Origin of the sequence: Streptomyces sp. NPDC017448, from assembly GCF_044330565.1 — a bacterium.
Lineage (GTDB): Bacteria > Actinomycetota > Actinomycetes > Streptomycetales > Streptomycetaceae > Streptomyces.
Genome location: NZ_JBIRLM010000004.1, coordinates 33333 through 53263, shown reverse-complemented (window position 1 = coordinate 53263; position 19931 = coordinate 33333). Strand labels below are relative to the sequence as shown.

At 73.1% G+C, this 19931-nt stretch carries 16 protein-coding genes; 10 read left to right on the top strand and 6 right to left on the bottom strand.

Annotated elements, in window-relative coordinates; all coding sequences use genetic code 11:
* The first annotated feature begins 66 nt into the window (after positions 1 to 66).
* Positions 67 to 1110, top strand: coding sequence for a LacI family DNA-binding transcriptional regulator (locus ACH4K1_RS09255; protein ID WP_398087994.1), 1044 nt, complete (start codon positions 67 to 69; stop codon positions 1108 to 1110).
* A gap of 76 nt (positions 1111 to 1186) precedes the next feature.
* Positions 1187 to 2152, top strand: a complete 966-nt coding sequence (locus ACH4K1_RS09250; protein ID WP_398087992.1) for a phosphatase PAP2 family protein — start codon at positions 1187 to 1189, stop codon at positions 2150 to 2152.
* A 183-nt stretch (positions 2153 to 2335) separates the two neighbouring features.
* Here ACH4K1_RS09250 and ACH4K1_RS09245 read toward each other — a convergent pair whose 3' ends face one another.
* From ACH4K1_RS09245 to ACH4K1_RS09235, 3 genes are all read right to left on the bottom strand, one after another.
* The gene (locus ACH4K1_RS09245) at positions 2336 to 5329 is read right to left on the bottom strand and encodes a bifunctional [glutamine synthetase] adenylyltransferase/[glutamine synthetase]-adenylyl-L-tyrosine phosphorylase (RefSeq protein WP_398087990.1); all 2994 of its coding nucleotides are present in this window, start codon (positions 5327 to 5329) and stop codon (positions 2336 to 2338) included.
* 86 nt (positions 5330 to 5415) lie between these two features.
* Positions 5416 to 6306 carry a putative protein N(5)-glutamine methyltransferase gene (locus tag ACH4K1_RS09240; RefSeq protein WP_398087989.1) on the bottom strand — a complete coding sequence of 297 codons (891 nt, stop codon included), beginning with the start codon at positions 6304 to 6306 and terminating at the stop codon, positions 5416 to 5418.
* 304 nt (positions 6307 to 6610) lie between these two features.
* A complete protein-coding gene (locus ACH4K1_RS09235) occupies positions 6611 to 8158 on the bottom strand; it encodes an MFS transporter (protein WP_398087987.1) in 1548 nt (515 codons plus the stop codon).
* Between the two features lie 168 nt (positions 8159 to 8326).
* Between ACH4K1_RS09235 and ACH4K1_RS09230 the strand changes: the two genes are divergently transcribed.
* Positions 8327 to 8926 (top strand): TetR family transcriptional regulator, encoded by a 600-nt coding sequence (locus ACH4K1_RS09230; protein WP_398087985.1) that lies wholly within the window; start codon positions 8327 to 8329, stop codon positions 8924 to 8926.
* Between the two features lie 156 nt (positions 8927 to 9082).
* On the opposite strand, the gene ACH4K1_RS09225 is transcribed toward ACH4K1_RS09230, so the two are convergent.
* On the bottom strand, positions 9083 to 9847 hold the full coding sequence (locus ACH4K1_RS09225) for a GntR family transcriptional regulator (protein ID WP_398087983.1): 765 nt from the start codon (positions 9845 to 9847) through the stop codon (positions 9083 to 9085).
* Positions 9848 to 10005: 158 nt separating this feature from the next.
* Here ACH4K1_RS09225 and ACH4K1_RS09220 point away from each other — a divergent pair, with 158 nt between their 5' ends.
* The 3 genes from ACH4K1_RS09220 (at position 10006) to ACH4K1_RS09210 (ending at position 11702) form a co-directional block, all read left to right on the top strand.
* The gene (locus ACH4K1_RS09220) at positions 10006 to 10344 is read left to right on the top strand and encodes a hypothetical protein (protein WP_398088405.1); all 339 of its coding nucleotides are present in this window, start codon (positions 10006 to 10008) and stop codon (positions 10342 to 10344) included.
* Positions 10345 to 10461: 117 nt separating this feature from the next.
* Complete coding sequence (locus tag ACH4K1_RS09215; protein ID WP_398087981.1) at positions 10462 to 10758, top strand: hypothetical protein; 297 nt, start codon at positions 10462 to 10464, stop codon at positions 10756 to 10758.
* A 179-nt stretch (positions 10759 to 10937) separates the two neighbouring features.
* The gene (locus tag ACH4K1_RS09210; RefSeq protein ID WP_398087980.1) at positions 10938 to 11702 is read left to right on the top strand and encodes a hypothetical protein; all 765 of its coding nucleotides are present in this window, start codon (positions 10938 to 10940) and stop codon (positions 11700 to 11702) included.
* A 96-nt stretch (positions 11703 to 11798) separates the two neighbouring features.
* Here ACH4K1_RS09210 and ACH4K1_RS09205 read toward each other — a convergent pair whose 3' ends face one another.
* Complete coding sequence (locus tag ACH4K1_RS09205; protein ID WP_398087978.1) at positions 11799 to 13157, bottom strand: PQQ-binding-like beta-propeller repeat protein; 1359 nt, start codon at positions 13155 to 13157, stop codon at positions 11799 to 11801.
* Between the two features lie 309 nt (positions 13158 to 13466).
* A complete protein-coding gene (glnA, locus tag ACH4K1_RS09200) occupies positions 13467 to 14828 on the bottom strand; it encodes a type I glutamate--ammonia ligase (RefSeq protein WP_030191465.1) in 1362 nt (453 codons plus the stop codon).
* Between the two features lie 387 nt (positions 14829 to 15215).
* Here glnA and ACH4K1_RS09195 point away from each other — a divergent pair, with 387 nt between their 5' ends.
* From ACH4K1_RS09195 to ACH4K1_RS09180, 4 genes are all read left to right on the top strand, one after another.
* Positions 15216 to 15641 (top strand): CBS domain-containing protein, encoded by a 426-nt coding sequence (locus tag ACH4K1_RS09195; protein ID WP_398087976.1) that lies wholly within the window; start codon positions 15216 to 15218, stop codon positions 15639 to 15641.
* A 232-nt stretch (positions 15642 to 15873) separates the two neighbouring features.
* Positions 15874 to 16392: a hypothetical protein gene (locus ACH4K1_RS09190; protein ID WP_398087975.1), complete on the top strand. Its 519-nt coding sequence runs from the start codon at positions 15874 to 15876 to the stop codon at positions 16390 to 16392.
* Positions 16393 to 16458: 66 nt separating this feature from the next.
* The gene (locus ACH4K1_RS09185) at positions 16459 to 18036 is read left to right on the top strand and encodes a multicopper oxidase family protein (RefSeq protein WP_398087973.1); all 1578 of its coding nucleotides are present in this window, start codon (positions 16459 to 16461) and stop codon (positions 18034 to 18036) included.
* Between the two features lie 136 nt (positions 18037 to 18172).
* Positions 18173 to 19927, top strand: coding sequence for an NAD+ synthase (locus tag ACH4K1_RS09180; RefSeq protein WP_398087971.1), 1755 nt, complete (start codon positions 18173 to 18175; stop codon positions 19925 to 19927).
* Positions 19928 to 19931: the final 4 nt, after the last annotated feature.

Sequence of the window (19931 nt, the reverse complement as noted above, 5' to 3'; positions counted from 1 at the left end):
CACCCCTCCCCCGGGCCGCTCCGCGGACGGTGGGCAATCCGGGGCGGGCCCGGTACAGTCCCGTCCATGACCGCACGGCTTGCCGATATCGCAACTCAGGCGGGGGTCAGCGAAGCAACGGTCAGCCGGGTCCTGAACGGCAAGCCCGGAGTCGCGGCGACCACCCGCGAATCCGTCCTCGCGGCGCTCGACGTCCTCGGCTACGAACGCCCGGTGCGGCTGCGCAGGCGCAGCGCGGGGCTGGTGGGCCTGATCACGCCGGAGCTGGAGAACCCGATCTTCCCCGCGCTGGCCCAGGTCATCGGCCAGGCGCTGACCCGGCAGGGCTACACCCCGGTGCTGGCGACCCAGACGCCCGGCGGCTCCACCGAGGACGAGCTCACCGAGATGCTGGTGGACCGGGGCGTCTCCGGCATCATCTTCGTCTCCGGCCTGCACGCGGACACCTCCGCCGACATGCAGCGCTACGAGCAACTGCGCGGCCAGGGCGTCCCCTTCGTCCTGGTGAACGGCTTCTCCGCCCAGGTGCGGGCGCCGTTCATCTCCCCGGACGACCGGGCGGCGATGCGCCTGGCGGTGACGCACCTGGTGGCGCTCGGCCACACCCGCATCGGCCTGGCGGTCGGCCCGAAGCGCTTCGTCCCCGTGCTCCGCAAGATCGAGGGCTTCCACGCGACGGTGCGGGAGCAGCTCGGGCTCGCGCCGGACGAGGTGGAGGAGCTGATCCAGCACTCCCTGTACACGCTGGAAGGCGGCCAGGCCGCCGCCTCCGCCCTGCTGGAGCGCGGCTGCACCGCGGTGGTGTGCGCGAGCGACATGATGGCGCTCGGGGCGATCCGGGCGGCCCGCCGGCTGTCGAAGGACGTGCCGCGCGACCTCTCGGTGGTCGGCTACGACGACTCCCCGCTCATAGCGTTCACGGATCCGCCGCTGACGACGATCCGGCAGCCGGTGACGGCGATGGGCCAGGCCGCCGTCCGCACGCTCCTGGAGGAGATCGGCGGAACCCCGGCCCCGCACAGCGAGTTCGTCTTCATGCCCGAGCTGGTGGTCCGCGGTTCGACCGCCTCGGGCCCCGGAGGCGGCCCGGGGTCGCCTCCTCGTCCTTGAGGCGCAGGAAGTGCGGCGAGAACCCGACCGGAGGATGATCGAGGGCGGGGACACCTCTATGGAAGACTCTCTGCCTATGGGTGAAACACAGGTGACAGCGCAGGAAGACCGGTCGGCGGCCGGTTCTTCACCCATCCCGGCCGAGGCGGTCACCGATACCGCCCCCGAGCCCCCCGCCGCTCCCCCGGCTTCCGGAAAGTCCGGCTGGACGGACCGCTTCCGCTCGCTGCGGACGCCCGGCCGACCCCGGCTCTGGTTCGAGATCCTGCTCATCGCGGTCAGTTACTGGCTGTACTCGCTCGTGCGCAACGCGGTCCCGGAACAGAAGGCCCAGGCGCTGCGCAACGCGGACTGGATCTGGTCGGCGGAGAAGTCGCTCGGCCTCGCCTTCGAGGAAACGGTCAACCACGCGGTCGATTCCGTGACGTGGCTGGTCGTGTCGATGAACTACTACTACGCGACGCTGCACTTCGTCGTGACGATCGGCGTCCTCGTCTGGCTGTTCCGCCGCCATCCGGGCCGTTACGCGGCGACGCGGCTGGTCCTCTTCGCGACGACGGCCGTGGCGCTGCTCGGCTACTACCTCTACCCGCTGGCGCCGCCCCGGCTGATGAACGGCGCGAACTTCATCGACACCGTGCTCGTGCACGAGACGTGGGGTTCGATGGCCTCGGGCAACTTCAAGAACATGTCGAACCAGTACGCGGCGATGCCCTCGATGCACATCGGCTGGTCCCTCTGGTGCGGCCTGACGATCTTCGCCCTGGCCTCGGCGCCCTGGGCCCGCATCCTGGGCCTGCTCTACCCGACGCTCACCCTGGTCGTCATCGTGGCCACCGCCAACCACTTCTGGTTGGACGCGGTGGGCGGCATGGTCTGCCTCGCCTTCGGGTACGCGGTCTCCCGCGCCTGGTACGGGGCGCTGCCGCAGCACCTGCCGAGGTGGGTTCCGGACCGCGAGAGCCGCCTGACCGCTCTCCGCGCCACCCGCCTGCCACGCCAGGCCCCGGAACCGGCGGCGACCGCCGCCCCCAAGGCGTAGGGGCCCCGGCCCGGCGGGCCCCCGCGCAGTCCCTCCGGAACCTGGGGGGGCCTGGTGCGGGGCCGCCGGCGTCGGCACGCGGCCGCCCGGGGCCGGGCCCTGTGCGGCCCCCGTGCGGGGGCCGGGTCCTCAGAGCCCCGTGCGGGAGCCGGATCCTCACCGGCCCCCTGCGGGGGCCGGGCCCTAGGCGGCTCCGTAGAACCGCTCCTCCACCACCGCCCGGGCCCGCCGGGTGATCCGCCGGTAGTCGTCCAGCATGTCCCCCACGTGCCCCGGCTCGTACCCCAGGTAGCGCCCCACCGCCGCCAGCTCCCGCGAGTCCGAGGGGAACGTGTCGCCCGGCCGTCCCCGTACCAGCATCAGCGCGTTGCGCACCCGGGACGCCAGCACCCACGCCTCGTCCAGCGTCTGCGCCTCCTCCGCCGGGATCAGCTCCGCGGCGCACGCGGCGGCCAGCGCCTCGCGCGTGCGCGTCGTGCGCAGCCCCGGCTCCGTCCATCCGTGCCGCATCTGCATCAGCTGCACGGTCCATTCGACGTCGCTCAGCCCGCCCCGCCCCAGCTTGGTGTGGAGCGTGGGGTCCGCGCCGCGCGGCATCCGCTCCGATTCCATGCGCGCCTTGAGGCGGCGGATCTCGCGTACGGCGTCCTCGCCGAGCCCCTCCGCCGGGTACCTGAGCGGGTCGATCAACTCGACGAAGGCGCGGCCCACCTCCTCGTCGCCCGCCACCGGCTGGGCCCGCAGCAGGGCCTGGCTCTCCCAGACCAGCGCCCAGCGCCGGTAGTAGGCGTCGTAGGACTTCAGCGTGCGCACCATCGGCCCGGTCCGGCCCTCGGGGCGCAGGTCGGCGTCGATCAGCAGCGGCGGGTCGGCGGTCGGCAGCTGGAGCAGTCGGCGCATCTCGGAGACGACCGCGTTGGCGGCCTTGGCCGCCTCCTCGTCGCTGACGCCCTCGCGCGGCTGGTGGACGAAGAGGACGTCCGCGTCGGAGCCGTAGCTCAGCTCGTGGCCGCCGAAGCGGCCCATGCCGATGACGGCGAACCGGGTCGGCAGGGTGTCGCCCCACCGTTCCCGTACGGCGGCCCGCAGCGCGCCCGCGACGGTGACGGCGTTCAGGTCGGTGACGGCCGAGCCGACGCGGTCGACGAGGGCCCCGTGGTCCTGCTCGGCCGGGCTGTCCTCGGTGCCGTACGAGCCGATGAGGTCGGCGGCCGTCGTACGGAACAGCTCCCGGCGGCGCACCCCGCGCACCACCGCGACCGCCGACTCCGCGTCCCCGGCCCGCCCCACCGCGGCCAGCACCTCCTGTTCCAGGTGGGTCCGGGTGCGGGGCGTGAGCCCTTCCGGGTCGCCGAGGATCGCCACCGCCTCCGGGGCCCGCATGAGCAGGTCCGGGGCGAGGCGGCCGGCGGAGAGGACCCGGGCGAGGTTCTCCGCGGCGGCGCCCTCGTCCCGCAGGAGCCGCAGGTACCACGGCGTCTTGCCGAGCGCGTCGGACACCTTGCGGAAGCCGAGGAGCCCGGCGTCCGGGTCGGCGGAGTCCGCGAACCAGCCGAGCAGCACCGGCAGCAGGGTGCGCTGGATGGCGGCCTTGCGGGTCACCCCGGAGGAGAGGGCCTCCAGGTGCCGCAGGGCGGCGGCGGGGTCGGCGTACCCGAGCGCTTCCAGGCGGATCGCGGCGGCCTTCGCGCTGAGCCGCGACTCCCCGGGGGCGAGCTGGGCGACGGCGTCCAGCAGCGGCCGGTAGAAGATCTTCTCGTGCAGCCGCCGTACGACGGAGGCGTGCCGCTTCCACGCCTTGTTCAGCTCGGCCACCGGATCGGTGCGCATCCCGAGCGACCGGCCGAGCCGCCGCAGGTCCGCCCCGTCGTCGGGGACCAGGTGGGTGCGGCGGAGCCGGTGGAGCTGGATGCGGTGCTCCATGGCGCGCAGGAAGCGGTACGCCTCGTCGAGCTGGGCGGCGTCCGCGCGCCCCACGTACCCGCCCTCGGCGAGCGCCCGCAGCGCCTCCAGGGTGGAGCCGCTGCGCAGGGAGGCGTCGCTGCGGCCGTGCACCAGCTGGAGCAGCTGCACCGCGAACTCGACGTCCCGCAGGCCGCCGGGTCCGAGCTTCAGCTCCCGGTCGACCCGGTCGGCGGGGATGTTGTCGACGACGCGGCGGCGCATCTTCTGCACGTCGGGGACGAAGTTCTCGCGGTCGGCGGCCTGCCAGACCAGCGGGGAGACGGCGTCCACGTACTCCGCGCCCAGCTCGGGGTCGCCGGCCACCGCGCGCGCCTTCAGCAGGGCCTGGAACTCCCAGGTCTTGGCCCAGCGCTGGTAGTAGGCGAGGTGGGAGCTGAGGGTGCGGACCAGCGGCCCGTTGCGGCCCTCGGGGCGGAGGTTGGCGTCGACCTCCCAGATGGTGCCCTCGACGGTGGTCTCGGAGCAGATCCGCATCAGGTGGGCGGCGAGCCGGGTGGCGGCCTGCATGGCCTTGGTCTCGTCGACCCCCTCGCGCGCCTCCGCGACGAAGATGACGTCGACGTCGGAGACGTAGTTCAGCTCGCGCCCGCCGCACTTGCCCATCGCGACGACGGCGAGCCGGCACTGCGCGGCGTCCTCGGGGGCGGCCGTACGGGCGATGGCGAGGGCGGCGCGCAGGGTGGCGGTGGCGAGGTCGGCCAGTTCGGCGGCGGTCTGGGCGAGGCCGGTGGTCCCGCAGACGTCCCGGGCGGCGAGGGTGAGCAGGCACCGGCGGTAGGCGACCCGCAGCGCGTCGGGGTCGGTGGCGTCGGCGAGCCCGTGCTCGAACTCGGCGACGCCCGGGTGCAGGTCGGCCGCCTCGTACGTGACGAGCGTCTGCCAGTCGCGCGGGTGCCGGGCCAGGTGGTCCCCCAGCGCCTCGGAGGCGCCGAGGACCCCGAGGAGCCGGTCGCGCAGGGGTTTGGCGGTGACGAGGGTGTCGAGCAGCATTTGCCGGTCGCCCTCCTCGCCCGCCTCGGCGATCCGGACCAGCCCGCGCAGGGCCAGGTCCGGGTCGGCGGTCGCCCCGAGCGCCTCCAGCAGGACCGGATCGGACCGTACGGAGGCGAGCGCGTCCAGGTCGAGGAGTTGCTCGGCGGCGGAGGGGTCGGTGAATCCGTGCCGCAGCAGCCTGGTGAACGTGCTGCTCCTGCGCCCCGGCGCGGTCGTCATCCCGTGCTCTCCTGCCAGCCGAACCGAACTGCCTAGCGTGGTGTCGCGGCGGCGCGGCCACGTGGCCGCGTCACAGCTCTCCGAGCCTAGTCCTGTGCCGGCGGGTTCGGGGTGGCGGCAGGCCCCGCGGCCGGTGCGGTCCCCGTCGCGCGGGGCGCGGCTGAGCCGTTCCCGGCCGCCGCTCCCCCGGCCCCGGCCCCGGCGGTCCCCACCAGGACGGTGGCGTACAGCTCCTCGGAGACCAGGACCCGGGGGGTGAGGCCGGCGGCGCGCAGGATCTCCACCGCCCTCTCCCGCTGCCGCTCGCTCGCCTCGACGAGCAGGCTGCCGCCGGGGGCGAGCCACTCCGGCGCCCCGGCGGCGACCCGGCGCATGACGTCGAGGCCGTCGCCGCCCCCGTCCAGGGCGACGCGCGGTTCGTGGACGCGGGCCTCGGCGGGCAGCAGGGCGACGTCGTCGGTGGGGACGTAGGGGACGTTGGCGAGGAGTACGTCGACCCGGGCGCGCAGGGCGTCGGGGAGGGGGTCGAAGAGGTCGCCCTCGTACACGTGCCCCAGCTCGCCCACGTTGCGCCGGGCGCACCGTACGGCGGCGGGCTCGACGTCGCACGCGTGCAGTTCGGCGGCGTCCGACGCGGTGGCCAGGGCGGCGCCGAGGACGCCGGAACCGCAGCAGAGGTCGACGACGACGGCCCGCCGGGGGGCGAGGGCGGCGGCCTGCGCCACGAGGAACTCCGTACGGCGGCGGGGCACGAAGACGCCCGCGTCCACGGCGTAGCGGCGGCCGCCGAACTCCGCCCAGCCCAGGAGGTGTTCGAGCGGCAGCCCGGCGGCGCGGCGTTCGACGAGCGAGGAGAGTTCGTCAGGGGTGGCGGCGGCCTCGTGCAGGAGGCGGGCCTCGTCCTCGGCGAAGACGCAGCCGGCGCGGCGGAGGGCGAGGACGGTGGTGGAGAGGAGGTCGGCGGTGTGAACGGTCATACGAGCGGGGCCTTTCGGGGAAACCGATGGGCGCTCGGCGATCGTCCTAGTCCGTCCGGTCGGCTGCTGCCGCCGTTCCCGGCCGTACGACGTGATCGCGCGGGGTGAGCACCCGGTCTGATCCAGCGGTAATGGGTCTCACCTCCTGGTTCGATCGCGTCGGCCCCCGTGGTGCACGGGGGTGGTGCGCGGGCCTGCCCGGGGGCGGCCTGCGCGGGGTCGTAACAGTACAACAGCCCGCCCCCGCACCCGGTCCGGGCACGGGGGCGGGCCGTCGGAGCGCCGGCTTCGCTCCTCGCGCCGCCTACAGGTCGACGCTGTCCCGCAGCTTGGTGGGCGTCAGGAACAGGGAGGCGACGACGCCGACCACCGCGATGCCGGCGGAGATGAGGAAGATGTGGCCGGTGGCGTCCCCGTACGCGGCCCGGACGATCTCCTGGACCTCGGGCGGCATGGCGGCGAGGTTGAGGGTGGAGCCTCCGGAGCCGGTGGCGGAGGGGTCGACGCCGAGCCCGGTCAGCCCGTCGGTGATCTTGACGGAGACCTGGTGGGCGAGGACCGCGCCGAGCACCGAGACGCCCATGGTGCCGCCGAGGGAGCGGAAGAAGGTGATCGCGCCGCTGGCCGCGCCGATCTCGCTGAGCGGGACGGTGTTCTGGAGGACGAGGACGAGGTTCTGCATCGACATGCCGACCCCGACGCCGACGCCGAGCATCCCCAGCGACACCATCACGAGCGAGGTCTCGTGGTCGATGAAGGAGAGCCCGAGGAAACCGGCGGCGAGGACGACCACCCCGGCGACGATGAACGGCTTGACCTTGCCGGTCGTGGAGACGAGGCGTCCGGCGACGGTCGAGGAGACGAGCACGCCCGCCATCAGCGGGATGGTGAGGAGGCCCGCCTCGGTGGGCGAGTAGCCGCGGCCGATCTGGAAGTACTGGCCGAGGAAGACCGCGCCGCCGAACATGGCCATGCCGACCGCGAGGCTGGCGACGATGGCGAGGGCGGGGTCCCGGCGGCGGACGACGTGGAGCGGGACGACGGGCTCCTTGACCCGGCCCTCGACGAGGACGGCCGCGGCGAGGATCAGCACGCTGCCGCCGGCCATGAGGGCGGTCTGCCAGGAGAGCCAGTCGAAGTCGTCGCCGACGAAGGTGACCCAGAGCAGCAGGAGGCTGACCCCGGCCGCGATGAGCGCGGCGCCGAGGTAGTCGACCTTGGCGTCGGACCGGCGGACCTCGGGGAGGTGCAGGGTGCGGCCGAGGATCACGGAGGCGAGCAGGGTGAAGGGCACGGCGACGAAGAAGCACCAGCGCCAGCCGAGCCAGGAGGCGTCGGTGATGAACCCGCCGAGGAGCGGTCCGCCGACGGTGGCGACGGCCATGACCCCGCCGAGGTAGCCGTTGTAGCGCCCGCGCTCCTTCGGGCTGATCATCGCGGCGATGATCACCTGGACCAGCACCTGGAGCGCGCCCATGCCGAGCCCCTGGACGGCGCGGAAGGCGATGAGCTGCTCGGTGGACCGGGCGAACCCGCAGGCGACCGAGGAGACGACGAAGAGACCGATGGCCACCTGAAGCAGCAGTTTCTTGCTGAACAGGTCGGCGAGCTTGCCCCAGATCGGGGTGGAGGCCGTGGAGGCGAGCAGGGTCGCGGTGACGACCCAGGTGTACTGCGACTGCGTGCCGTCGAGCGATCCGATGATCTGCGGGAGCGCGACCGAGACCACGGTGCTGCTGATCATCGCCACGAACAGCACGATGAGCAGCCCGCTCAGGGCGCGCAGGACGTGCCGGTGGTCCATGGGTGCGGCGGGGGCCCCGGCCGGGGCGGCGGTCTCTGCTGCGCTCACGCGCAACCTCCGGAAATGGTCGTACGAGACCCGTACGGGGCCGCCCGCGCCGGACTGCTGCACGGGTACGGGCACGCCTGTACGAGAGGGAGAAGGCTTCACCATACATGCACACTGCGCAATTTTGCCCACTGCGCAACTATTCTGCCCCCGGGGGATAATGCGGGCATGGACAGCAGCGCCGCGGGCCCGGGGCTCCGGGAACGCAAGAAGGAAGCCACTCGGCAGGCCGTGCACGAGGCGACCCTGCGCCTGACGGTGGAACACGGCTTCGACCAGGTGACGGTCGAGGCGGTGGCGGACGCGGCCGGGATCTCCCGCAGAACGTTCTCCAACTACTTCACCAACAAGGAGGACGCCCTCCTCTACGGCGAGGAGCAGCAGATCAGGGCCCTGGTCCGCACGGTGCGCGACCGCCCGGCGGACGAGCCGGCCTGGCCCGCCCTGCGCGCGGCGGTGGCCCAGTTCGCGGACCGGGTGGCGCCTCCGGAGCGCGAGTGGGCGATCCGCACCCGGTTGGCGATGCGTCACCCTTCGCTGCTGGCACGCCAGTTGGCCAACCACGCCGCCCTGGAACGCGACCTGGCGGAAGCGGTGGCCGCCCGTCCCGGCCCCACCTCGGCCCCGGTCCGCCCGATCGTCCTGGCGGCGGGCTTCCTCTCCTCGCTCCGGATCGCGATGCGCATGTGGATCGAGGAGGACCTGGCCCGCGAACCGGCGGCGGTGATCGACGAGATCCTGGACGAGATGGGGCGGGGGTTCGCGTAGGGGGCGGCCCCTCCCGGACCCCGGACCCCGCCGCCCGTGCGAGCCGTCCGGGCCGAAGACCACCCGCCCGGCGCCGGGCCGGCAGCCCCGACCCCGCCACCCGCCCCGGTGCCCGGCGCAGCGGCCCTTTCCTCAGGCCGCGAGGGGGCGGGGGCCTCAGGACTCCGGACGCTTCACGCGGATCTCGTAGGCGATCTCCCACCGGATGTCCGGCACGACGATGTCGGCGGTCTCCACGGGGCGGCCCTCGTCGTCGAAGTACGTGCGCTCGATCGCGATGACCAGGTCGCCCACGGAGATCCCGAGCAGGTTGGCCTGTTCCCTCGTCGCACGGGCCGGGCGGACCAGTTCGATGCCGGTGGCGATGTCCACGCCGATGGACCGCATGCGCTCGACGACGCCGATCTTGCCGCGCGGGCCCATCTCCGGGAGCAGGACCGGCGTGCCGTCCGTGATGGCCATCGGCTCCCAACTCTTGGCCAGTTGCACGGGCATGCCGTCGGCGAGGAATTCGTAGTCCGTCACGACGCAGGGGTCGCCGGGCTCGATCGCCAGCCGTTCGGCGATGTCCTCCGTCGCGGGAACGCGCGCCGCGCTGGTGCACTCCCACTCCGCCTCGTGGTCGAGCTCCTTCATGTTCGAGGCGAAGGGGCCGGCACCGCGCTGCTCGCTGTGGCGCGAGCGGATCATGCGCCGACGCTCGCGGGGCCGCCGGACGTACGTGCCCGAACCGGCGCGGCCTTCCAGGATGCCTTCGACGATCAGGTGCTCCATGGCCCGCTGGGCCACGGACCGGCCGACCCCGAACTCCTCGGCGAACCGCGCCCGGGACGGCAGCTTCTCCCCGACCGCCCATTCACCGGCCCGCACGCGAGCCCGCAGCTCGTCCGCCACCTTCAAGTACGACTTATCACGTGGCATTTGAGCAGCTCCGTGTGTTCGGCGTCGATATGGGCGTCGCTGTTGACAAAGCTAACCCATCAGGTTGAAGCTGAATACTCAGCATTACATGGAGTAACGAGAGGCCCCGGGGGAGAAGTGTGCGCTCTGCACAAGCGCGGGTTGCGGCGCTGACCGGCATGCTCGCCGCCGCCACGGGCACCGAACCGCGTGCGTTCGCCGAGCCGGACGCCTTCCGCGTGGAGGCCGATCTCCCCGCCGAGCTGAGTGAGGCCGCCCACGCGGCCGTGCTAGCCGCCCTGGCCACGGCGGACCGCTACGGGCACAGGCTGACCCGCACCTCCGAATACGTCTGGGCCGAGATCAGCAGAGAGGCGAACGTGAACACGACCGAATCCTCCGACACGGCCTACCGCGCCCTGCTCGGCCACACGACGACCTGCACCGCCTGCCGGACCGGCGTGAACTGCCCCGACGCCACCCGGCTGGTCCGCGCCTGGCGGGACACCCGCAGATGAGCCCCGCCGGCCCCACCGACCGCCTCGACCCCGCCGACCCCATCAGCCCCACCCACGACGGAGGCACCTGATGCGCGACACCCGTCCGGCCTTACCGGCAGCGCCCGGGAGGCCCGCATGATCGCCCTCTCCCCGACCGACGTCCGCACCTGCGAGGCGTGCTGGTCCGCCCCGGTCGCCGTGGCCCGGCACACCCCCGCCGGCCGCGACCTGCTCTGCGAGGACTGCGCCGAGGGCGGCTACCCGCGCCGCGTCGACCTGTTCCCGCCCCTCGGCGTCTACGGCCTGACCACGCGCAGGCTCGCGAACGACGGCAGACACGGCAGCGGCCCCCCGAAAACCCCGCCGGACCCCGGCCCCCCGCTGCCCCACCCGCCCCCGGCCCCGTCCCCACCGGGAACGCCACCGGTGTAGGGCCCCGCTCGTCCTCCGGCGCGCCACTCCTCCCCGCGCCCGTACCGTCCCGCGACGGTACGGGCGCGGAGCGGGTACAGGCCAAGGGACGCCCCCGGCGGCCCGGTCGGCCCTGCCGCGTAAGGTGGCGATCTTCGGCAGGCGGAAGCCCGCTGGAGTACCCCGAGGCTGCGATCACCATGCTTCCCGACACCACCCCCACCCGGCCCCGGCTCGACCGCGCCCTGGACGGGCTGGCCGTCACCTTCCGCGGCATGACCGCGCACCCCGGCGAGGTCCAGTGCGAGTGTCACTGGGGCAGCCCGGAGGAGCTGGCGCTGCTGAAGGCCCCCGGCGTGCCCCTCGCCCCGGATCTCCTCCGCCGCACCTGGGACGCCCCCGACTGGGACGACCACGGAGCGGTGCTGCGACGGATCCTGCCCCAGTTCGCCCGGGCGTTGGTCCGCGGCGAGGTGGAGCCGATGTTCGGCATGTACGAGGTCGGCCGCTCGTTCGCCCGGGGCAACTGGCAGCGGTGGCCCGCGCAACAGAGCGCTGCTGTCCGGGAGTTCCTGCACGCGTGGTGGGCCCAGAACCTCCTGGACCCGGCACCCGCCGTGCCCGCGCACGAACTGCTGTCCCTGTGCGCCGAGGCGGCGGGCACGGCGGTTCCCTGGCTCACCGTATGGGAGTCGGTCGACGACGAGGTGTCCGACCGGCACCTGAGGGAGGCCGCCGCCGCGTGGGAGTACGGGCTGCTGGGCGATCAACTGCCGTGGGACGCCTGGAACGATGAGGACGAGAGCGGGCTGCGCGGCGAACTCTCCACCTGGCTCGTCCGCCACGCCCCGACGCGGCTGCGCACCCGGGACGGCTGCGGGACGCTGCTGCACCGCATCCGCCTGATCGGCCTCAGCGGACCGGATCGCTGGGAGGACCCGCACTGGCCGGGTCACCAGTACTGACCTGGGCGCCGCGGCCCCGGCCCCGGCTCCGGACGGTCGGGGCCGAGGACGCGCGCCTCGGGCGGCGGCCTGTCAGGCGGCAGGAGAAAGCCGTCCTCACCAGCGCTCGAACGCGGTGAAGGCATGGCCCCCGGCCGCGCCGGTGACAATGATCCGACCGTCGTGCTCGAAGAAGTGACCGCTGGGCGCCTCCTCACGGAAATGGCGCTCGTCGAGTTCCTCCCCGTTCCCGGCGTCGTACACGAGCAGCTCGGTGATGGCGCTGGACTGGGTCGACCACTCGCACAGCACGTTGATCCGGTCGCCCCGCACGGTCAGCCCGGCCGCGGGCTCGTCCAACTCCTCGTTCCACACCTCTTCGCCGGTCTTCAGGTCGAAGGCGATCAACCGGTAGTGCCGCCCCTTGTGATACGTCCACGCCAGTGCGTACATCCGCTCACCGACGACCTCCGCCGCGTCGATCTGGCCGTAGTCGCCGCTGAGTTCGACGCCCGGCCGAGGACGTCCGTTCTGGTCGAAGGCGACGAACGCCCCCGTCTCCTCGCCCGAGTTGCCGTTCGAGGACCGCGCGACCCTCAGCACCAAGGGGTCGGCCGACTCGATGACCACGCCGGCGTCCGTGGGCACGGGGCGGCGGGCGTCGATGGGAACGTTCCACCGCAGGGCGCCGGTGGTGCGGTCGAAGGCAGCCGCCGTCAGCTCGACGTCCCCGCCGCCGAGGGAGTCCGGACCGTCCGCGTTCTCCTCGCCGCAGGCCAGCACGGCGTGGACCTGTTCCTTGCCCACGACCGTGTCCCACACCCCGCACGTGCCGGGGACGGCCGCCGTCCAACGGGCCTTGCCCGTGCGGAGGTCGAGGGCGCGCAGGGAACGGTTGGCGCCCGGCGCCCGCGCCTCCTGGTCGGTCCGTTCGTCGTGGATCAACGCCAGACCGCCCCCCGCCTCCAGGAACCCGTCCCCGGGGAACCTGCCGTCCGAGACGGCCCGCGGGGCGCTCCACAGCTCCCGCCCGTCCTTGACGTCGAAGGCGAGGACGGTCCCACAGCCCTTACCCCTGCCCGGCGGAGCGGGCGTGCCGCTCACTCCGGCGGCGGCCCCGCTCTCCGTGCCGTACGCGACCAGGAGGACCCCCTCGTCCGCGCGGGGCGCGCTCCCGCAGATCTGCGAGCGGCCGGGCGGTACGAACTCCCAGCGCTTCTTCCCGTCCTCCCCCTCGGCGATGCCGAAACCGGTCACCGCGTCGAACCGGCTGCGGACGGCGACGTCCCCCACGACCCAACTTCCGTTGGCCTCGTCATCACCGGGCCGGTCCTTCGGGGTGGCCCAGGCCCGCACCATGGAGTCGCCCGGCAGATACCCCTCGAACGACAGGAACCAGGCGGTGATGGACCCGATCACCCCCAGGACGAGTCCGACCCCCGCCAGCGTCCTCACGAGCCCTGCTCTGCCTGACATCACGCACTCCCCCTGCCGTGCACGGCACGCCCCCTGCGAGCGGCGTTCCGAGAACCCGCCCGACATGTTGATCTTCGAACGAGGGTCAGGCTAAGGGCAGAGCCTCCCCATGGTCCATGCCGATCCGGAGCGGGGAGAAGACACGTCGGCGGGGCGGCCCGCGCTCGGTGGACGTCGACGGGGCGCGCAGGGCCTTCCTCGACGCCGACCGGCCCACCGGCGGCCCAGGGCGACGGGAACGGGGGCGGCCCGTCGGCAGTCCGCCGCCGGCCCGCCCCCGTTCCGGAGCCGTCCTGCTTCCGGCCCGCGCTACAGCACCGGCAGCAGGTTCTTCAGCTCGAAGGCCGTGACCTCGCTGCGGTACTCCTCCCACTCCTGCTTCTTGTTGCGGAGGAAGAAGTCGAAGACGTGCTCGCCCAGCGTCTCGGCGACCAGTTCGCTCTTCTCCATCAGGGAGATCGCCTCGCCCAGGTTCTGCGGGAGCGGTTCGATGCCCATCGCGCGGCGTTCGGCGTCGGAGAGGGCCCAGACGTCGTCGTCGGCGCCGGCCGGGAGTTCGTAGCCCTCCTCGATGCCCTTGAGTCCGGCGGCGAGCAGGACCGCGTACGTGAGGTACGGGTTGGCGCCCGAGTCGATCGAGCGGACCTCGACGCGGGCGGAGCCGGTCTTGCCCGGCTTGTACATCGGGACGCGGATGAGGGCGGAGCGGTTGTTGTGGCCCCAGCAGATGTACGAGGGGGCTTCGCCGCCCGCGCCGGCCGCACGGGAGGAGCCGCCCCAGATGCGCTTGTAGGAGTTGACCCACTGGTTGGTGACGGCGGAGATCTCCGCGGCGTGCCGCAGCAGTCCGGCGATGAAGGAGCGGCCGACCTTGGAGAGCTGGTACTCCGCGCCCGACTCGTAGAAGGCGTTGCGGTCGCCCTCGAAGAGGGAGAGGTGGGTGTGCATGCCCGAACCCGGGTACTCCGAGAAGGGCTTGGGCATGAACGTGGCCTGCACGCCCTGTTCCAGCGCCACCTGCTTCATCACCAGGCGGAACGTCATGATGTTGTCCGCCGTGGAGAGCGCGTCCGCGTACCGCAGGTCGATCTCCTGCTGGCCCGGCGCGCCCTCGTGGTGGCTGAACTCGACCGAGATGCCCATCGATTCGAGCATCGTGATCGCCTGGCGGCGGAAGTCCATCCCCACGTTCTGCGGCGTGTGGTCGAAGTAGCCGGAGCTGTCCGCCGGGGTCGGGCGGGTGCCGTCGACCGGCTTGTTCTTCAGCAGGAAGAACTCGATCTCGGGGTGGGTGTAGAAGGTGAAGCCGAGGTCCGAGGTCTTGGCGAGGATGCGCTTCAGCACGTAGCGCGGGTCCGCGAAGGAGGGGGATCCGTCCGGCATCAGGATGTCGCAGAACATCCGCGCGGTGCCCGGGGCTTCCGCGCGCCAGGGCAGGATCTGGAACGTGCCCGGGTCCGGCTTGGCGATCATGTCCGACTCGTAGACCCGCGCGAAGCCCTCGATCGCCGAACCGTCGAAGCCGATGCCCTCGTCGAATGCCTGCTCCAGCTCGGCCGGGGCGACGGCGACGGACTTGAGGAACCCGAGGACGTCGGTGAACCACAGCCTCACGAAGCGGATGTCGCGCTCCTCAAGGGTCCTGAGGACGAATTCCTGCTGCTTGTCCATTGCCACATCCTTGCAGTTCAGACGGTCCGTGCACCACCGCCCGGGGTAGGGGGACACTGCCAGTATCACGACCCGGGATTTCACCCACATTACGCACCCGGTGTGAGAGGGAGCACGCGGCCACCCCCGGCGGTCGGCGGCCGTCGCACCCGGGCCCGGCAGCCGGGTCGCGGCCGGTTTCCGGCCCGTTGACGTACGGGGGTCCGCGGGCCGCTTCCCGGCCTTCACGGCCTCCGCGGGACGGGGTTCCCCGGGGTCACGGTGGGCGGTGGAGGCGTCGTGCACCCGAACGGGCGAGTGCGGTCGCGCCGCCCCGGCGGGCCGGTGACGATGGGTGGCGCTCGGGGCCGTACGGCAGTGCCATCGGCACGCAGGAGGAAATCCCCCATGACGACCGCCAAAGACATCATGCACAGCGGGGCCCGCTGGATCCCGGCCCACGAGACGCTGGACCGTGCGGCGCAGTTGATGCGCGAGCACAACGTGGGCGCGTTGCCCGTCTCGGCCAACGGCGACTCGGACCGGATGGTCGGCATCATCACCGACCGCGACATCGTGGTCGGCTGTGTGGCCAAGGGCCACGACCCGGCCAAGGTCACGGCGGGCGATCTCGCGCAGGGCACGCCCCGTTGGATCGATGCGGGGGCCGGTGTGGAGGCGGTCCTGGAGGAGATGCAGACCCATCGCATCCGCCGCCTGCCCGTCGTCGAGAACAAGAAGCTGGTCGGCATGATCAGCGAGGCCGACCTGGCGCAGCACCTGACCGAGGAGCAGATCGCCGGCTGGGCGGAGAAGGTGTATTCCCGCAGCTGAGACATCGGGGCACGGGTGAACCGGAGCGGGCGGAGCCGGCGGGGCGTCGGCACCCCGGCGGCCGCCCGCTGTTCCGGCCGGCTCCCTGTTCCGCCCGCTGTTCCGCCCGGCCCCCTGCCGGCCGCTGTTCCACCCGTCCCGCCTCCGGCCATGGCCCGGCGGTGCGGAGGGCGGGGGCGGAGCGGTCGGGCCGACGCCTGCCCGTATACCCGGCGGGGGTAGGGTGACCCGTATGGCGGGTGAGCTGCGGAGCAGGGGCGTGACGTACGGGCAGCTGGTGCTGTTCGCCGCGCTGCTGTTCGGCATCGTCACCATGCACACGGTCGGGCATCCGGCCGACCACGGCGGCCCGTCCTCCTCGTCGGCCGCGCTGCCCGGCGGCCACGACGGTCCCGCCTTCCCGGCGGAGGCCGTCGTGGCCGCCGGGCACGCGGCGGCCGGCCACACGACCGCCGGAGCCCGGGAGGCGGTGCCGGCTCCGTCCGGCGTCGACGCGCCGCGCCCGCCGTCCCACGGCTCCCCCGCCTCGGACGCCGGGGCTCCCCCCAGCGGCATGGATCCGCTCTCCGTCTGCCTCGCCGTCCTCGGCGGCTGGGGGCTCGCCCTCCTCGCCGCCCGGCTGCTGCTCGGCCTCCGCGCCGACGGGCGGCCCCCGGGCACACCGGCGGGCGCGGGTCTCCTGCGGGCTCCGCGACCGAATCCGCCACCCCCGATACCGGTCCTCGCCGCCGTCTCGGTGCTGCGCGTGTAGGAGGGGCGTCCCACCTCCGCCCCTTTCCTCTTCCCGAACCACCAGCACGCCAGAGGTGTCTTCAGCATGTCCGCACGACCCACCCGACGCGCCGTCCTCGGCGCAGCCCTCGCCGCCGCCGGAACCGGAGCGCTCGCCGCCTGTTCCGACGGCGGCGGCGATCACGGCGGTACGCACGCGCCCGGAGCGGCGCGGGAATCCGGCCCGTACGTCTCCCCCCACGGCGAGGAGGTCCGGGCGGCCGAGGCGGCGCGGGGCTCCGGCCCCGTGCGCGAGGTCTCCCTCACCGCCGCCCGCACCCGGCTCGACCTCGGCGGCGGACGGACCGTCGCCTCCTGGGCGTACGGGGACCGGCTGCCGGGGCGCGAGGTGCGGGTGACGGCGGGCGACACGCTCGCGCTCACCCTCGCCAACCACCTGCCCGAGCCCACCTCTCTGCACTGGCACGGGCTCGCCCTGCGCAACGACATGGACGGGGTCCCCGGGCTGACCCAGCGGAGCATCGGGCCGGGGGCCGGCTTCGCCTACCGGTTCGCCGTGCCGCACCCGGGGACGTACTGGTTCCACCCGCACTCCGGCGTCCAGCAGGACCGGGGGCTGTACGCGCCGCTGATCGTGGAGGACCCGAAGGAGCCGCTGGCGTACGACAAGGAGTGGGTGGTCGTCCTCGACGACTGGGTCGACGGGGTGGAGGGGTCCACTCCGGACGCCGTCCTGGAGGAGCTGTCCGGCGGCATGGGCGGCGGGATGGACCACGGCGCGCACACCATGTCCGGCGACAGCGGGGCGGAGGAAGCGGACCGGGGCGGGCCCTCGCGGATGATGATGGGGGCCCGCAGCGAGCTGCTCGGGGGCGACGCCGGTGACGTGGCCTACCCGTACTACCTCGTCAACGGGCGGCTGCCGCAGGATCCGGCCGTCTTCTCCGCGCGGCCCGGCGACCGTGTCCGGCTGCGGATCATCAACGCCGGCGGCGACACCGCCTTCCGGGTCGCGCTCGGCGGACACCGGCTGACCGTGACGCACACCGACGGGTTCCCGGTCCGGCACACCACGGGGGACGCGCTGCTGCTGGGGATGGGCGAGCGGTACGACGTCCTCACCACCGCCGGGGACGGGGTCTTCCCGCTGACCGCGCTGGCCGAGGGGAAGAACGCGTCCGCCCTCGCCGTGCTGCGGACCGGGGGCGGGGCCGCGCCCGGTGCCTCCGTACGCCCCGCCGAGCTGGACGGGAAGCTGGTGGAGGCGGGGCGGCTGGCCCCGGACCCGTCGGTGGCGCTGAGCGGCCGGGCGCCGGACCGGACGATCCGGATGCGGCTGACCGGCGGGATGGCCGCCTACGACTGGGCCTTCGACGGGCGGCCGTACGACGCGAAGGAGCGGCGGCCGGTGGAGGCGGGCGAGCGGGTGCGGCTGGTCTTCGACAACGCGACGGCCATGTGGCACCCGCTCCATCTCCACGGGCACACCTTCGCGCTCGGCGGGAACGCCGCCGGGGCCCGCAAGGACACCGCGATCGTGCTGCCGCACCGGTCGCTGACGGTGGAGTTCGACGCCGACAACCCGGGGCTGTGGATGGTCCACTGCCACAACGTCTACCACGCGGAGGCGGGGATGATGACGGTGTTCGGGTACCGGGCCTGACACTTCGGGGCCACCCTCCCGGCGTACCGCGGGTCGAGGAGGGAAAGCTGCCTTGACCTGTGGCTTCGGTGGGCCCGGGCACATTTTGCCCGGGCCGCCGAGGCATTGCGTCAGAAAGACGATTACACTGGCGCCCGTGCCTCAACTACGCCTCGCACTGAATCAGATCGACTCGACCGTCGGCGACCTCACCGGCAACTCGGAGGCGATCGTCCACTGGACCCGGCACGCCGCCGAGCAGGGCGCCCACCTTGTGGCGTTCCCCGAGATGGTGCTGACCGGATACCCCGTCGAGGACCTGGCCCTGCGGTCGTCCTTCGTCGAGGCCTCGCGTCAGGCGCTGCGCGCGCTGGCCGCCCGGCTCGACGCGGAGGGCTTCGGCGAACTGCCGGTCGTCGTCGGCTACCTGGACCGCTCCGAGCACGCCGCGGTGCGCTACGGGCAGCCCGCCGGCTCCCCGCGCAACGCCGCCGCCGTGCTGCACCGCGGCGGGATCGCGCTCGACTTCGCCAAACACCACCTGCCGAACTACGGGGTGTTCGACGAGTTCCGGTACTTCGTGCCGGGCGACTCGATGCCCGTCGTGCGGGTCCGGGGCGTCGACGTGGCCCTCGCGATCTGCGAGGACCTGTGGCAGGACGGCGGGCGCGTCCCGGCGGCCCGCTCCGCCGGCGCCGGGCTGCTGCTCTCCATCAACGCCTCGCCGTACGAGCGGGACAAGGACGACACACGGCTGGAGCTGGTCCGCAAGCGGGCCCGGGAGGCCGGCTGCACCACGGCGTACCTGGCGATGATCGGCGGGCAGGACGAGCTGGTCTTCGACGGCGACTCGATCGTCGTCGACAAGGAGGGCGAGGTCATCGCCCGCGCCCCGCAGTTCTCCGAGGGCAGCGTCATCCTCGACCTGGAGCTGCCCGCCGCGGCCCCCGAACCGCCCTCGGGCGTGGTGGACGACGGGCTGCGCATCGATCACGTGGTGCTCTCCGACCGTCCCGTGGAGCCGTACGAGCCGGAGTTGGCGGGCGGGTACGCGGAACGGCTGGAGGACGAGGAGGAGATCTACTCCGCCCTCGTGGTCGGGCTGCGCGCGTACGCCGCGAAGAACGGTTTCAGCAGTGTGCTGATCGGGCTCTCCGGCGGCATCGACTCCGCGATCTGCGCGGCCATCGCCTGCGATGCGCTCGGCGCGCAGAACGTGTACGGCGTCTCCATGCCGTCGAAGTACTCCTCGGACCACTCCAAGGGCGACGCGGCCGAGCTGGCGCGGCGCACCGGGCTCAACTTCCGTACGGTGTCGATCGCGCCGATGTTCGACGCGTACATGGGGTCGCTGGAGCTCACCGGGCTCGCGGAGGAGAACCTCCAGGCCCGGCTGCGCGGTACGACGCTGATGGCCATCTCCAACCAGGAGGGGCAGATCGTGCTGGCGCCGGGCAACAAGTCCGAGCTGGCGGTCGGTTACTCCACGCTGTACGGGGACGCGGTCGGCGCGTACGGGCCGATCAAGGACGTGTACAAGTCGTCGGTCTTCCGGCTGGCGAAGTGGCGCAACCGGGCGGCCGAGGAGCGGGGCCAGGTCCCGCCGATCCCGGAGGCGTCGATCACCAAGCCGCCGAGCGCGGAGCTGCGGCCGGGGCAGGTCGACACGGACTCGCTGCCGGACTACGAGGTGCTGGACGCGATCCTGGAGCTGTACGTGGACCGGGACCAGGGGATGGACGCCATCGTCGCGGCCGGGTTCGACGCGGAGCTGGTGGCGAAGACGCTGCGGATGGTCGATACGGCGGAGTACAAGCGGCGGCAGTACCCGCCGGGGACGAAGATCTCGCCCAAGGGGTTCGGGAAGGACCGGCGGCTGCCGATCACCAACCGGTGGCGCGAGTCGTCGTAGGCGG